Genomic DNA, 15,204 nt, shown 5'->3' with positions numbered 1-15,204 from the left:
TCTTTTACCTCATCCTTCGCCTACCCCTCAGCGTCGACGCAGCCCGGTACGGGCTCGCGAATCAGGTGGACCGTTCCCGAAAGACAATCGAATCGCTCTAATTAATTCGAAATCCGAATTAATTATCAATGCTTTCAAATAACAAACGGAGACATGCATGAAGAACTGTTCGAAACGACGACTCGTCGCATCGAGTGCGCTCGGCACCACGATGCTCGCCCTGTCGTGTAGCACTTACGCGCAGAGCAGCGTCACGCTTTACGGAACACTCGATGAGTCGATCGCCTACTACAACAACGTCGGCAACGGATCGCTGGTGGAGTTGCAAGGCGCCGATCTGGCGGCCAACAAGTGGGGAATGAAAGGCGGTGAAGATCTTGGCGGCGGACTGAAGGCGATCTTCACACTCGAGAATGGCTTCAATATCAATACCGGAAGGCTGGGTCAAGGCGGCCGGGAATTCGGGCGACAGGCCTTCGTCGGCCTCGACAGCCAATCGCTGGGAACATTGACGTTCGGTCGCCAGTACGATCCGACTGTCGACCTGGTGCAGGGCATTACCGCCGACAGCTACGGGCCCACCTTCACGACACCCGGCGACGCGGACAACAACGACAATTCGATCCGCGTCAGCAATGCGATCAAATACGCGAGCCCCGTCCTCGGCGGGCTTCAAGTCGAATTGCTTTACGCGCTCGGCGGTGTCGCGGGCAGCCCGTCCTCAGGCGAGACGTTCTCAGCCGCCGCGGCCTATAACAATGGCGGGTTGAGCCTTGCTACCGGCTATCTCTTCGCGAAAAATGACGACGTCAATGCGGGCGGCACTTCGGACCTGATTCAGAATAATTCCGTCACCCCGCTCTTCGACGCAATTCCCATGGTCGGATCGCGCCAGATTTTTCACGTTGCAGCCCAGTATGTGATCGGTTCGCTGACCGCGAACATTCGCTACAGCAACGCGCAGTACAAGCCCTATACGCAATTCGCGGCGTTCAATCGAACCGAAACCTATAACACCGGAGCCGCTTCACTCGGCTATCAGGCAACCCCGTTCGTGCTGCTCGCGGTCGGCTATACGTACACGCATTCGAGCGGTGCATCGTCGGCGAATTATCACTCCGTTGCAGCGGGCGCGACCTACAGCTTGTCCAAGACGACCACGCTCTACGCAGCGGCCGGTTACGCGCACGCAAACGGCACGACCTTCAGCAGCGACGGCGAGTCGATCGTTCCCGCCACTGGCGCAGTCGGCGACCTGACTTCGAGCTCCAGCACGCCCAACCAGGTTTCCGTCGTGGCCGGCATCGTTCACAAGTTCTAGATAGCCGTTTCGCCTCGATTCCTCTAATGGAGAAAGATGATGCAACTTCGCTCTAAAGCCATATCGCTCGCAATTGCAGGCATGGTCGGCTCGCTCACGCTTGTGAGCGCGAATGCCGATACGCAATACAAGCTCGTCAAGACGATCGACCTGCCCGGCACCCAGGGGGGACATGGAGACTGGACCACGTTCGATCCGCTCACGCACACGGTGTGGATATCGCAGTCGCCGGATCACAATGTGGTCGTGATCGATGCACAATCGCTCGACATCAAGCATGTGATCCCGGACATCAAGGACGGCAACGGCATCGCGCTCACGACCCAATACGCGTTCCTTTCGGACAATGGCAACGATCAGACCGTCGTCATCGACAAGAAAAGCTTCAAGAAAGTCGCGACGCTAAAGCCCCAGGGTAAAGGCCCCAACGGCGCCGTATTCGATCCCGCAACCAACACCGTGCTGACCACCACGGATAGCAACGACGCAACGTTCTTCAGTGCCGCAGCGCCGTTCAAGACGGTCGCTCACTTCCGCCTGTCACCGGACCCGGCGAAAGACGGTCCCGATGTCGGGCTGTACGTGGGCTCGAAACGGAAGATCTTCCAGCCGGTAGACAATCTGGTCGACGTCATCGACCCGGTCGCGCACAAGGTCGTGGCGACATGGGACGCGGGTATCCACGGCAGCGCGAAGCCAATGGTCTACGACAGCCGCACGAACCATTTCCTCCTTGGCTCGACGGACAAGAAGGTCGTGATACTGGACGGGGAAACCGGCAACGTCGTTGCATCGATTCCGGTCAAGGATAAAGTCGATCAAACGACGATCGACGAAGGGGCGCGGCGTGCGTTCGTGGGTGACAAATCGGGCGTCGTGGAAGTGATCGATCTCGACAGCAACAAGGTCGTTGCCGAGATACCTTCCGAGAAGAATACGCATACGCTGACCATCGACCCCGGCACGCATCGCCTGTTCGTCTATCGGAACGAGAGCAACAAGGTGGACGTGTTCGCTCTTGCCTGATGCTGGCGGCAGCAGATCATTTTCCTGAATGAAGCGCAACGCGCGGCGCAGCGGGCAATACGAAGCCCCGCTGCGCCGCGCGAATGCCGTGAGCGGCATTGATTCAATGACGTCGATGTGTGGTTGCGCCGGGAACCGGCGTAACGAAGGGCGCTGGGCGGGTGGACGGTTAGTTGCACTTCGTGCATGACCCGATCGCGTCGAAATACCGGAACGCCAGGAATCTCTCTGGCACAGGTCATCCGCGCATCTTGTCCGCGTGTTAGTGGGTCCCAGTCCGAAATGCGACTCCATCTTTCATTGGAACGGCAGCCCAATACCACTCAACCATTTAGCTGTCTACTCGCTACATAGAATGAGAATTCTTATTTGTTTTATCGAGCATTATCCCCCCTTGCATGAACCCATTTCAGGCCGTTGCTCGCACAACCACCACCAGCAACGCGCTACGTTGCTGCGCTTGAATCCACCGAGAATATGCAAATCAGATTTTTCTCGGCTTAAAAACTTTAAATATTGTCAATTCAAAAAGTTAACCATTGAGAGCCCTTCTTCAATGCTCTATAAAAACTAAAAACGAAACACAGGCGCTCAAAAATTCATTAATTGAAACACGGCAATTGCATTGCATGCCGCGCAGTACAACAGCGCATAAACCGGGCCAATACCTTTTCGGAGAGGAGGAAACACCATGGACAAACAGCGCATTGCGCAAGCCGCACGTTTGACAGTCATTGCCACGACCGTTGCCACACTGCTTTCGCTGACCGCCTGCGGCGGTTCGGGCTCGCTCAGCAGCGGCACCGGCAGCAGTGGCAGTGGCGACTTGCAGACGACCGGCGGAGCCGGCACCGACGGCGGCAGTGGCGGCGGCAGCGGCTCTAACACCTCGGCGGCCAACGGCGGCACGACCACCGGCGATAACGGCGGTATCGGCAACAACACGGGAGGCAACGTCGGCCCAGCCGTCGCGGCCAACGCCGTAGGCCAGGTCGTGCAGCCCGGCGGCAACGTTGTGAGCGACGCGGGCTCGACCGTCTCAGGCGTCGGCAGCACAATCGCTGCGCAAACACTGCCTGGCGTGAGCCCGCAAACCACACAGGCCGCGGGAGGCGTCGTCCAGAATCTTGGCGACGCGGTGACCACGCTCGGCAATGGTATTTCCCAGGGGCTCGGCCAGCTTGGCACGAGCAGCAATCCGATTGGCACCACGCTCGCAAGCACGGGCGGCGTCGTGAGCGACACGGGCGAGGCCGTCACCAGTTCAGGTCAACTCGTCACGAGTCTCGGCAGTGGCCCGCTTACGCCGCTCGCCGCCGTCACGACGCCCGTTGGCACGACGGTCAGCTCGATCGGGACCGCCGTCACCGGCACGGGCGACTCGCTCACGGGCGCATTCACGCAGGGCCCGGTGCAGCAGTCCACGGCACAACTGAGTTCGACCATCACGCCCATCACGTCGACGCTTGCCGCCACTACGCAGACGGTGGGTAACACGACGGGCGTCGGTGCGCCGGTCGCTGGCCTGCTGCAAACACTCGGCGGCGACATCCAGAAAACCGGCACGCTGGTCGCGCAAACGGGCGGCGCGAATCCCGTCACGACTGGCGCGGGCAATCTCGTCGCCGATACGGGCAAGACCGTTGCCAGCACAGGGAATCTGCTGACTGGCGGCAGCGCGAGCGGTACAGGCGGGTCGCTCGCTCCGGTCACGGGCATCCTGGGCGGCACGACGGGCGGAACCACCGGCGGCGGCACGGCTATCGGCGTTGGAGCCGGCGCGGGTGTCGGTGCGAGCCTCGTCTCGGGCGCCGTCGGCACGGTAACGGGCGCCGTGGGCAGTGTTGCCGCCGGCGCGGCGCTAGGCGCCGGTGTCAAGACCACTGGCACGTCCAGCACAGCGAGCACGGGTAACACCGCGCCCAGCCTCGCGCTCACTTCGCTGACCGGCGACAGCTCCGGCAGCAACTCGGCCGGCCTGCTCAGCAGCCTCACGTCACTCAGCGGCAGCCTGCTCGGCACCAGGAAATAATCGTTGCACACGCGTTGCAGCGTATCTGCGAGACCACGCTCAACGACCATCGACGTGCGAGATCGGCCATGTACGACGCAGCGTTTGGAGAGGAACGCCGCGTCGTGCAAAGCCCGGCAATACAGCGCCGTATAGTACGGAATCCATAGCAATAAAAAACCCAGGCAATCAGGGAATCGCATAAAAACCGCCAGCAAGGCGGCACGAAGAGACGACCGCGCCGGAGGGTTCAGGCAACCGGCGCGCGTCGCCCGACAAGTCGAGGGGAATTCAATGAAATGCGCAGAATGGGCCGTGCTCGCCACGGTGGGGATCATCGCGAGCATCGGTTTGACCGGGGTGGCGGTCGCGCAACAGAGCCGTCCAGTGGCGGCTAATGTGCCGGGCGGCGCTCCGCAGGGCGGCAACCCGCTAGAAGCCCTGCCGCAAATCAACGCGCCCAAGAAGGCGCCCAACGTCACCGTGCAGGTGCAGCAGCAAACGCCTGCCCTCCAGCAGTTGCTCGCCACGCACATCACGCCGACCACCTTCAAGGTCGAAGGCGTCAAATCGATTCCGTTCGACGAGGTCGCCAAACGCTTTACGCCCCTCGCGAATCACGACATCACAATCGGCCAGCTCATCGAGACGGCCAATGGCGTGACGAAGCTCTATCAGGACCGCGGCTACGCGCTCTCGTTCGCGTTCGTGCCCGCACAGGATTTCGCGGGCGGCGTGGTGCGCATCACGGTCGTCGAAGGCTATGTGAAAGACGTAAAGGTCACCGGCAAGCCCGGCGCACTCGAAGGCAAGATGCGCGCGATCGCCGCGCACATCGTCGAGGACCGGCCACTGCGCACGGCTACGTTCCAGCGCTATATCAACGTGCTCGGCATGCTGCCGGGCCTCACGGTGAAGGCCAACGTGCCACCGCCCACGACCACCGACGGCGCCACCACGCTCGAACTCGACGCCACGCACAAGCCCTTGAACGTGAGCACCGGCATCGATTTCAATCACCCGGGCGTGCAGGGTCTCATTACGCTCACCGAGAACGGCCTCACGCCGTTTGGCGAGCAGTTGAGCTTTTCGGCGCTGCTGCCCAAAGGCCGCGACAACGTCACGTATCTCGCCGCGCATGCGGCCGTGCCCATCGCGAGCGACGGCCTCACGGCGAAGCTCGACGCCTCGCATTATCGCGGCAACCCCGTCGACAATCCGGGCCTGCCCGGTTACGTCGAGCGCACCGTCATCAGCGACAAGCTCATGGGCTCGCTCTCGTATCCGCTGCTGCTGAGCAATACGCGCAGCCTCGTCGGCACCGCGAGTGTCTACGCGTCGCACGACGAGGACCGCTACCACAACACCATCAACGGGCTGCAATACGGCCTGAGCTCGCAGGTTCGCGTGCTGCAACTGCAAGCCGATTACACCGACGCGAAGCCGGGCCAGGTACGCAAGGCGAGCATCGCGGTGGCGAAGGCCTTCGATATTCTCGGCGCGTCGAAATCAGCGCAAACGAATATTCCCGGGCTCGCGCTGCAAAATCCCGTGTCGCTGAATTTCGTGCGCACCAATGCCTCGTTTTCGCAGAGCAACGACTGGCCGATGGGCTTCGGCACGGCCGTCGCGGCAACGGGGCAATTCAGCCCGAATACGCTGCCGACCTCGGAGCAAATTTCGTTCGGCGCACAGCGCTTCGCGGCGGGCTATCAACCCGGCGAGGCATCGGGCGATTCGGGCTGGGCTTTCGCGCTCGAACTCAATCATCCGTTCAAGCTGGGCAACGTGTGGTTGCAGTCGATCACACCCTACGTCTCGTTCGACATGGCGCGGGTGTATCTGCACGCGGGCACGCCCTCGCCTTCACGGCTTTCGTCGGCCTCGGCGGGTTTTCGGATCACGGACGGCAAGCACTACAGCCTCGATCTCTCCGTGGCCAAGGCGCTGGCCGATGCGCCCATCGAAAGCGCGTCGCGCAGCCCACGTGTGAATGCCACGTTCTCGTATCAGCTCAATTGATCGGAGCTTCTGCGCTGCTGCTGAATCGAAAAATGGCGCGCGCCGCTCAGTCCATCGCTCAGTCCATCGCTCAATCCGTTGATCAGCCAGCCGACCCACCAGGCACGGCGCGTGCACACTGCGCCCGTGCCTGCCGACTAGAGTTTCTCCTCGCAAGCGCGCGAAGCGCTTTCGCGTATCCTGCGGACACATAGCGATAAACATCAGTGGAGGAAGACACATGTTTCAACTCAACAGCCGCACTCACTCATTCGCCGCCCGCGCGGCGCGTCAATTCGTACTGGCCGGTGCGCTGCTCGGCGGCGTCATTGCCGCTCATGCGCAGTCGAACTCGCCTGTTGGCGTCTGGCAGACGATCGACGATCACAGCGGGCAACCCAAGGCGCTCGTGCAGATCAGCGAGGACGGCAGCGGTGGCCTCAGCGGCAAAATCATCAAGGGACTGGGAGCGAACGACCAACCCGACCGCCGCTGCACGGCATGCACGGACGCACGCAAGGACCAGCGGATTCTCGGCATGACGATCATCGACGACATGAAGCAGGCCGGCAGCGAATGGGATGGCGGGCACATTCTCGACCCCGAGAACGGCAAGGTGTACCGCTGCAAGATGCACACCGAAGACGGTGGCCAGAAGCTGGTGGTGCGCGGTTATCTGGGGATTTCGCTGCTGGGCCGGTCGCAGACGTGGGTACGCCAGCAGTAACGCACAAGCACGCACAAGCACACGCAAGCACGAGCGCCCAAAAATGCGAAGGCCGCCTTGCAACAAGGCGGCCTCGGCAGGCGTCTCCGGTGCGCACGATGCGCTCAAGAGAATGCGCTCAGACGCGCGCCCGGATACTCAATCCCGGCGCCCGATTCGATCAAGCCGTGTGACGGTACACCGAGCGATAGCTGAGCGGCTGTGGCACACCGGGCGTGGCGGGGCTGAACGGCGAATTGCGCGTAGCTGATGGCAACCCGGGCAACCCGGGCACCCCTTCCTGAACGCGCGCGGCGGCCTTTTCGGCACGGCTCAGATGCTTGCGCATGCGCGATTCGATCATGTCGCACAGCGCGACGCCCTCTTCGCCGAAGAGCTCGGCCATCACGCGCTTGAGAACACCTTCGTCGTGCCAGGCCTTGAAGCGACGATGGCAGGTTTGATAGGACGGGTAGCGGCGCGGCATGGCCGACCACGTAGCGCCGCTATACATGACCCACAAGACACCGTTGAGCACCGAACGGGTGTTGGCGAGCGGACGGCCGCGCATTTCCGAGCGCGGGCGCAGTTCTGGCAGCAGCGGCATCACGCGCTGCCATTCTTCCTCGGTAATATCGCGATGGGGGGTCATGGTCTACTCCTTTGTCAGAACCTGTCCTGACTAAAGATATCGACTTGACCCAGCGGCCCCTATCAGACGAGTCCGAATCTTGAAAAAGCGAATCCGGAGGTGATTTTGTGATGCGATAGCCGTATTTTTCGGGACGACAAACCCGCGCGGTTCAGGTGAGCGCCGTATCGACGATGCGGCGCGGCGTCTCGAGATACTCCTTCGACTGCATCTCGACGATGCGCGAAACCGTGCGCGTGAACTCGTTGGCCATCGGCCCTTCGGGATAGAGATCCTCGGGCGGCACGGCGGCCGACATCAGCAGCTTCACCTTGTGGTCGTAGAACACGTCGATGAGCCATGTGAAGCGGCGCGCCTCGGACGCCATGCGCGGCGTCATCTGCGGCACGCCGGAGAGAATCACGGCGTGAAAACGGCTCGCGAGCTCGAGGTAGTCGTTCTGCGAGCGCGGGCCGCCGCACAGCGTGGCGAAGTCGAACCAGACGACGCCATCCGCCTTGCGCAATGCCTTGAGTTCGCGCTTTTCGATGCGCAGCAGCGGGCTTTCGTCGGGCACCGCCGCAAGCTCCGCGAACGAGTGGCGCAACGCCTTGTCCGCGGCCGCGCCGAGCGGCGTGTGATAGACCTCGACCTGCGCGAGCGTGCGCTGGCGATAATCGATACCGGCATCGACGTTCAGGACATCCAACTTTTCCTTGATGAGTTCGATTGCGGGCAGCATGCGGTCGCGATGCAAGCCGTCGGGATAGAGCAAGTCGGGATCGTAGTTGGAGGTCATCACGAACTGCACGCCGTTCTTGAAGAGCCCGTCCAAAAGACGATAAAGAATCATCGCGTCGGCGATGTCCGAGACGTGGAATTCGTCGAAGCAGATCAGGCGATAACGCTTCGCGATGCGCCGTGCGAGTTCGTCGAGCGGATCGGCCTGACCCTTGAGCTCTTCGAGTTCGCGGTGCACCTCGCGCATGAATTCGTGAAAATGCAGACGCGTCTTGCGCTGCAACGGCACGACCGCATAGAAACTGTCCATCAGGAAGCTCTTGCCGCGGCCCACGCCGCCCCACATATAGACGCCTCGCGGCAAGTCCGGGTGGTTGATGAGCTTCCAGAACGCATTCGAGCGGCGTCCCTTGTACGCGACCCACTCGTCGTAGCACCGCTGCAGCCGGTCGATGGCGGCATGCTGGGCCGCATCGGGTTTGTATCCCCGCTTCTGCAGTTCGTTTTCGTAGTATTCGGTGACGTTCATTTTTCTGGGCCGCAAACAAAGAGAGGCGGGAGGGCCCGAGCCCACCCGCCTCTGTACGTGATGCATGGTACTGCGAGGCAGGGTGGCCATAAAAAGCCGGCCGCCCTGCCCGTGCGCATTACATGTTGAGCGCGCGCTTGTCGGTGGCGAGCGCCGCTTCGCGCATGACTTCGGACAGCGACGGGTGCGGATGGCAGATGCGGCCGATGTCTTCGGCGGCAGCCTTGAATTCCATCGCCACCACGGCTTCCGCGATCAGGTCCGATGCGTTGGCCGAGATGATATGCACGCCGAGCAGTTCGTCGGTCTTGGCGTCGGCGATCATCTTCACGAAGCCGTCCGACTTGTTGATGCCAAGGGCGCGGCCGTTCGCCATGAACGGGAACTGGCCCGTCTTGATGTCGCGGCCTTCGGCCTTGAGCTGCTGCTCCGTCTTGCCGACCCATGCGATTTCCGGCTCGGTGTAGATCACCCACGGAATGCAGTTGTAGTCGATGTGCGGCTTCTGGCCGTCGATCACTTCCGCGACCAGCACGCCTTCGTCTTCGGCCTTGTGCGCAAGCATCGGGCCGCGCACCACGTCGCCGATCGCGTAGACGTTCGGCACTGCCGTGCGGCAGTGGTCGTCCACGTCGATGAAGCCGCGCTCGTTGGCCTTCAGACCAATCGCTTCGAGGCCGAGGTTGTCGGTGTTCGGCACGCGGCCAACCGACACGATCAGGCGGTCGGCTTCGAGCACTTGCGCGTTGCCGTCCTTGTCCGTGTAGTTGATCGTGACATTCTTGTCGGTGGCCTTCACTTCGCCCACCTTCACGCCGACGTGAATGTCGAGACCCTGCTTCTTGAAGAGCTTCGCGGCTTCCTTCGCGAGCGCCTGGTCGGCGGCGCCGAGGAATTCCGGCAGCGCTTCGAGGACCGTGACGTCGGCACCGAGACGGCGCCACACCGAGCCAAGCTCCAGACCGATCACGCCTGCGCCGATCACGGCCAGCTTCTTCGGCACGGAGTCGAACGTGAGCGCGCCTTCGTTGTCGGCGATGATCTTGTTGTCGACCGGCATGCCCGGCAGATGACGTGCCTTCGAGCCCGTCGCGATGATGACGTTCTTCGCCGTGACGACTTCAGCTTCGCCTTCGCCCGACACTTCGATCTGCACGCCGGCGTCAGTCTTGCCCGTGAACTTGCCATGGCCCTTGAGCCAGGTAATCTTGTTCTTGCGGAACAGGAACTCGATGCCCTTGGTCATCTTCTCGACGATGCCTTCCTTACGCTCGAGCATCTTCGCGACGTCGATCTTCACGTCGCCCACGCTGATGCCGTGGTCGACGAGATGATGCGCGGCGTTCTCGAACTCTTCGGACGAAGCGAGCAGCGCCTTCGACGGAATGCAGCCCACGTTCAGGCAGGTGCCGCCGAGCTTCAGCGCGCCGGCCGGGTTCTTCCACTTTTCGATACACGCAACCGACTTGCCGAGCTGCGCGGCGCGGATCGCCGCGATATAGCCGCCGGGGCCGGCGCCGATCACGACGACGTCAAATTCTTTGGACATGGTTATCCTTTCGATACATGAGCGCGGCGCGCGGAGTCCGGCTTCCGGAATCCGCGCGCGCGACGCTCAGTGTGAGACTGGGTACTAGACGAACTACGCTTACAGGTCGAGCAGCAGGCGAGCCGGATCTTCCAGAGCGTCCTTCATCGCGACCAGCGACAGCACGGCTTCGCGGCCGTCGATGATGCGGTGGTCGTAGGACATCGCGAGGTAGTTCATCGGACGGATCACGATCTGGCCGTTCTCGACCACCGCGCGCTCCTTGGTGGCGTGCACGCCGAGGATCGCCGACTGCGGCGGGTTGATGATCGGCGTCGAGAGCATCGAGCCGAACACACCGCCATTCGAGATCGAGAACGTACCGCCCGTCATTTCCTCGATCGAGAGCTTGCCGTCCTTGGCCTTCTGGCCGAATTCGGCGATCTTCTTCTCGATGTCGGCGAGGCTCATCTGGTCTGCGTTGCGCAGGATGGGCACCACCAGACCGCGCGGCGAGCCGACAGCGATACCGATGTCGAAGTAGCCGTGGTAGACGATGTCGTTGCCGTCGATCGACGCGTTCACGAGCGGGAACTTCTTCAGCGCATGAACCGCCGCCTTCACGAAGAACGACATGAAGCCGAGCTTCACGCCGTGTTCCTTCTCGAACTTGTCCTTGTACTTGTTGCGCAGGTCCATGACCGGCGCCATGTTCACTTCGTTGAACGTCGTGAGGATGGCGTTGGTTTGCTGCGACTCGAGCAGACGCTCGGCGATACGCGCACGCAGACGCGACATCGGCACGCGCTGTTCCGGACGGTCGTTGAGCCAGTTCGCAGCCGATGCCGGCGCGCTGACTTGCGGCAGCGAGGGCTTCGCGGCAGCGGCGGGCCGGGCGGCCGGCGCGGCTGCGGGAGCGGCCTTCGGCGCGCCCGCGCCGAGCACGTCCTGCTTGGTGATGCGGCCGTCACGGCCCGTGCCGGCGACGTCGCCGCCCGAGAGACCCTTCTCAGCCATCAGCTTGTTCGCTGCGGGCGAGGCGATGGTGCTGCTCGAGCCCGATGCGGCAGCAGCGGCGGCCGGTGCGGCTGCGGGTGCAGCAGCAGCCGGGGCGGCAGCAGCAGCGGGAGCCGCAGCGGCGCCAGCCTTGGCTTCCGTGTCGATCTTCGCGATCAACTGTTCGCTCGCGACGGTTGCGCCGTCGCCCACCACGATCTCGGCCAGCACGCCGGCAGCCGGCGCGGGCACTTCGAGCACGACCTTGTCGGTTTCGATCTCGATGACGACTTCGTCCTGGGCAACTGCTTCGCCCGGCTTCTTCTTCCACTGCAGCATCGTGCCTTCCGACACCGACTCCGAAAACTGAGGGACCTTGACTTCTACGATAGCCATGTGATTTTCCTGAATACTTTATCGGGGACCACCCCGTGTAACGAACCGGTCCGCGCACCTGAGCGCGGGAAAGCGCGTGATCTATAAGGTCGCGCTTTCCCGGTTCGATTCGCTCTATGTGCTTACTTCGCGACCTGCGCGCCCTTCAGGCGGCCGAACGCACCTTCGATCAGCGACTTCTGCTGCTCATAGTGCTTCGCGTAGTAGCCGACGGCCGGCGAGGCGGAAGCAGGACGGCCGCTGTACGCGAGCTTCATGCCTTCCTTCATGCCTTCCTTCAGGTGGTGCTCGATGTAGAACCACGGGCCCTGATTCTGCGGCTCGTCCTGCACCCAGACCACTTCGGTCGCGTTGTCGTACTTCTTCAGCTCGGCTTCGAACTGCTTGTGCGCGAACGGATAGAGCTGTTCGATACGGATGATCGCGACGTCGTTCGACTTCGATTCGCGGCGATGCGCCACGAGGTCGTAGTACACGCGGCCCGAGCAGGCGACCACGCGCTTGACCTTCTTCGCGTCGATGCTGTCGTCCACTTCGCCGACGACCGGCTGGAACGTGCCCTTCGCGAGTTCGGACAGATCCGACACGGCTTCCTTGTGACGCAGCAGCGACTTCGGCGTGAAGATGATGAGCGGCTTGCGGAACAGGCGGATCATCTGGCGGCGCAGCAGGTGGAAGATCTGCGCCGGCGTGGTCGGCTGAACGACCTGCATGTTGTGCTCGGCGCACAGTTGCAGGAAACGCTCGATACGTGCCGACGAGTGCTCCGGACCCTGACCTTCGTAGCCGTGCGGCAGCAGCATCGTGAGACCCGAGACGCGGCCCCACTTCACTTCGCCCGACGAGATGAACTGGTCGATCACGACCTGCGCGCCGTTCACGAAGTCGCCGAACTGGCCTTCCCACGCGACGAGCGTGTTCGGCTCAGCCGTCGAATAGCCGTACTCGAAACCGAGCACTGCTTCTTCGGAGAGCACCGAGTCGATCACCGTGAAGCTTGCCTGGTTCTCGCCAATGTTCTGCAGCGGGATGTACGTGCCGTCGTTCCAGCGCTCACGGTTCTGGTCGTGCAGAACAGCGTGACGGTGCGTGAACGTGCCACGGCCCGAGTCCTGGCCCGTGAGACGCACGGCGTAGCCCGAAGCGACCAGCGAGGCGAACGCGAGGTGCTCGCCCATGCCCCAGTCGAGCTTCGACTCGCCCTTGCCCATCGCACGGCGGTCGTTGATGACGCGCTCGACCAGCGGGTGAACCTTGAAGTTCTCGGGGATCGTGGTGATGCGCTCGGCCAGACGCTTGAGCTCTGCCAGCGGCACGGCCGTGTCGGCGGCGTCGGTCCACTTGCGGTTCAGGAACGGCACCCAGTCCACCGCGTACTTGCTCTTGTAGTTCGAGAGCACCGGGTCGATGGTGTGGTGACCTTCGTCCATCGCGGCACGGTAGGCCTTGATGTAGTTGTCGCCGTCTTCAGCCGTGATCACGCCCTGCTGCACGAGCTTCTCGGCGTACAGCGCACGGGTGCCCGGGTGCTTCGCGATCGTCTTGTACATGAGCGGCTGCGTGACCGCCGGGGTGTCCTGCTCGTTGTGGCCGAGCTTGCGGAAGCAGATGATGTCGACCACGACATCCTTGTGGAACTGCATGCGGAATTCGACCGCGAGCTGGATCGCCAGCACGACCGCTTCCGGATCGTCGCCGTTCACGTGCAGAACCGGCGCCTCGATCATCTTGACCACGTCGGTACAGTAGAGCGTCGAACGCGCGTCGCGCGGGTCCGAGGTCGTGAAGCCGATCTGGTTGTTGATGACGATGTGCAGCGTGCCGTGCGTGCCGTAACCGCGCGTTTGCGCGAGGTTCAGCGTTTCCATCACGACGCCCTGGCCCGCGAAAGCCGCGTCGCCGTGGATCTGCACCGGCAGCACTTGCAGGCCGTTGTCGTCGCCGCGGCGATCCATACGGGCCTTGGCCGAGCCTTCGACCACCGGGTTGACGATTTCGAGGTGCGACGGGTTGAACGCGAGCGACAGGTGGACCGGACCGCCTTCGGTCGCGATGTCCGACGAGAAGCCCTTGTGGTACTTCACGTCGCCTGCCGGCAGGTCGTCGACGTGCTTGCCTTCGAATTCGGCAAACAGGTCCGACGGCATCTTGCCGAGCGTGTTCACCAGCACGTTCAGGCGGCCGCGGTGGGCCATGCCGATCACGATTTCCTGCACGCCCTTGGCGCCCGCATGACGGACGACTTCGTCCATCGCAGCGATGAAGCTCTCGCCGCCTTCGAGCGAGAAGCGCTTCTGGCCGACGTACTTGGTGTGCAGGAAGCGCTCGAGGCCTTCGGCGGCCGTCAGGCGCTGAAGGATGTGCTTCTTCTTGTCGTTCGTGAAGTTGGGCGTCGAGCGGATCGACTCGAGACGCTCCTTCCACCAGCGCTTTTGCTCAGGATCGCTGATGTACATGTACTCGGCGCCGATCGTGCCGCAATACGTGTCGCGCAGTGCCTTGACGATCTCGCGCAACGACGCGCGCTCGAAACCGAAATACAGGTTCGTGGCGCTGAACGTCTCGTCCATGTCGGCTTCGGTGAAGTCGTAGAACGCGGGCTCGAGCTCGGGGATATTCGGACGCTCGCGGCGCTTCAGCGGATCGAGATTGGCCCATTGCGAGCCAAGGAATCGATAAGCACCAATGAGGGACTGAACGTAAACTTGCTTGCGCGCCGTGGCGAGATCTTCGCCACCTCCGCGCGGGATGAACGCATTGGCCTTGGCGCGCTGGGCAAACGACTCGACGATCGGCCCATGGGCGATATCGTTGTCAGTCGTGCCGCTCGACGACGGCACGTTTTGCAGTGCGTCAAAGTATTGGCGCCACGTGTCCGGAACGGACGCGGGGTTATCAAGATATGCTTCGTATAGCTCTTCGACATACGGAGCATTGCCGCCGAACAGGTAGGAGTTCAGCTGGAACTGCTTCATCGTTTCCGACATTTACGCTCACCTTTCTTCGAGTTTCTCGAGAAATAGCGGGTTACTCAACCTTCCGCGCCACGGCCTGACCGTTTAGCGGATTGCGAATCAAGTCTGCTTGGAAGGACCTAAATCATGCATCCGCGGAGGATATCACAGAAGCGATACCCGCCATAGATTGCAATGCGTCACGAGCGCACACGCAAACCCTTTGCAGACGGGCCTTTGCGGCATTTGCAACACACCCTTTACGCATCGCAACACAATTGTTACCGGACGCAAAAAAGCCGCCCACAAAGAGGCGGCTTTCCTGGCTTCTTACTTGCATTGCGGTGCGCAAAAAATCGACAAC

Annotated in this window: 10 protein-coding genes; 5 read left to right on the top strand and 5 right to left on the bottom strand. The window is 62.1% G+C overall.

What is annotated here, in order from left to right; all coding sequences use genetic code 11:
• The first annotated feature begins 157 nt into the window (after window positions 1-157).
• From L5014_RS11955 to L5014_RS11935, 5 genes are all read left to right on the top strand, one after another.
• On the top strand, window positions 158-1,321 hold the full coding sequence (locus L5014_RS11955) for a porin (protein WP_238463831.1): 1,164 nt from the start codon (window positions 158-160) through the stop codon (window positions 1,319-1,321).
• A gap of 36 nt (window positions 1,322-1,357) precedes the next feature.
• Window positions 1,358-2,347: a YncE family protein gene (locus L5014_RS11950; RefSeq protein ID WP_238463830.1), complete on the top strand. Its 990-nt coding sequence runs from the start codon at window positions 1,358-1,360 to the stop codon at window positions 2,345-2,347.
• A 691-nt stretch (window positions 2,348-3,038) separates the two neighbouring features.
• Window positions 3,039-4,379 (top strand): collagen-like triple helix repeat-containing protein, encoded by a 1,341-nt coding sequence (locus L5014_RS11945; protein ID WP_238463829.1) that lies wholly within the window; start codon window positions 3,039-3,041, stop codon window positions 4,377-4,379.
• 273 nt (window positions 4,380-4,652) lie between these two features.
• On the top strand, window positions 4,653-6,380 hold the full coding sequence (locus tag L5014_RS11940) for a ShlB/FhaC/HecB family hemolysin secretion/activation protein (protein WP_238463828.1): 1,728 nt from the start codon (window positions 4,653-4,655) through the stop codon (window positions 6,378-6,380).
• A 220-nt stretch (window positions 6,381-6,600) separates the two neighbouring features.
• Window positions 6,601-7,086 (top strand): DUF2147 domain-containing protein, encoded by a 486-nt coding sequence (locus L5014_RS11935; protein WP_238463827.1) that lies wholly within the window; start codon window positions 6,601-6,603, stop codon window positions 7,084-7,086.
• A gap of 160 nt (window positions 7,087-7,246) precedes the next feature.
• Here L5014_RS11935 and L5014_RS11930 read toward each other — a convergent pair whose 3' ends face one another.
• From L5014_RS11930 to L5014_RS11910, 5 genes are all read right to left on the bottom strand, one after another.
• Window positions 7,247-7,717, bottom strand: a complete 471-nt coding sequence (locus L5014_RS11930) for a transposase (protein WP_238463826.1) — start codon at window positions 7,715-7,717, stop codon at window positions 7,247-7,249.
• Window positions 7,718-7,868: 151 nt separating this feature from the next.
• On the bottom strand, window positions 7,869-8,966 hold the full coding sequence (gene zapE / locus L5014_RS11925; protein WP_238463825.1) for a cell division protein ZapE: 1,098 nt from the start codon (window positions 8,964-8,966) through the stop codon (window positions 7,869-7,871).
• Window positions 8,967-9,084: 118 nt separating this feature from the next.
• On the bottom strand, window positions 9,085-10,515 hold the full coding sequence (gene lpdA / locus L5014_RS11920) for a dihydrolipoyl dehydrogenase (protein WP_238463824.1): 1,431 nt from the start codon (window positions 10,513-10,515) through the stop codon (window positions 9,085-9,087).
• 99 nt (window positions 10,516-10,614) lie between these two features.
• Window positions 10,615-11,886, bottom strand: a complete 1,272-nt coding sequence (gene odhB / locus L5014_RS11915) for a 2-oxoglutarate dehydrogenase complex dihydrolipoyllysine-residue succinyltransferase (RefSeq protein ID WP_238463823.1) — start codon at window positions 11,884-11,886, stop codon at window positions 10,615-10,617.
• A gap of 122 nt (window positions 11,887-12,008) precedes the next feature.
• Window positions 12,009-14,873, bottom strand: coding sequence for a 2-oxoglutarate dehydrogenase E1 component (locus tag L5014_RS11910; protein WP_238463822.1), 2,865 nt, complete (start codon window positions 14,871-14,873; stop codon window positions 12,009-12,011).
• Between the last annotated feature and the right edge of the window lie 331 nt (window positions 14,874-15,204).

Source organism: Paraburkholderia tagetis (assembly GCF_022213065.1).
In the GTDB taxonomy this organism is placed as follows: Bacteria; Pseudomonadota; Gammaproteobacteria; order Burkholderiales; family Burkholderiaceae; genus Paraburkholderia; species Paraburkholderia tagetis.
Note: the sequence above shows the minus strand (reverse complement) of the source record. Positions and strands in the feature narration are given on the sequence as shown.

Excerpts from the sequence above, each read along its gene's own strand:
- L5014_RS11955 (WP_238463831.1), top strand. The coding sequence starts at position 158 with ATGAAGAACTGTTCGAAACGACGACTCGTCGCATCGAGTGCGCTCGGC.
- L5014_RS11950 (WP_238463830.1), top strand. The coding sequence starts at position 1,358 with ATGATGCAACTTCGCTCTAAAGCCATATCGCTCGCAATTGCAGGCATG.
- L5014_RS11945 (WP_238463829.1), top strand. The coding sequence starts at position 3,039 with ATGGACAAACAGCGCATTGCGCAAGCCGCACGTTTGACAGTCATTGCC.
- L5014_RS11940 (WP_238463828.1), top strand. The coding sequence starts at position 4,653 with ATGAAATGCGCAGAATGGGCCGTGCTCGCCACGGTGGGGATCATCGCG.
- L5014_RS11935 (WP_238463827.1), top strand. The coding sequence starts at position 6,601 with ATGTTTCAACTCAACAGCCGCACTCACTCATTCGCCGCCCGCGCGGCG.
- L5014_RS11930 (WP_238463826.1), bottom strand. The coding sequence starts at position 7,717 with ATGACCCCCCATCGCGATATTACCGAGGAAGAATGGCAGCGCGTGATG.
- zapE (WP_238463825.1), bottom strand. The coding sequence starts at position 8,966 with ATGAACGTCACCGAATACTACGAAAACGAACTGCAGAAGCGGGGATAC.
- lpdA (WP_238463824.1), bottom strand. The coding sequence starts at position 10,515 with ATGTCCAAAGAATTTGACGTCGTCGTGATCGGCGCCGGCCCCGGCGGC.
- odhB (WP_238463823.1), bottom strand. The coding sequence starts at position 11,886 with ATGGCTATCGTAGAAGTCAAGGTCCCTCAGTTTTCGGAGTCGGTGTCG.
- L5014_RS11910 (WP_238463822.1), bottom strand. The coding sequence starts at position 14,873 with ATGTCGGAAACGATGAAGCAGTTCCAGCTGAACTCCTACCTGTTCGGC.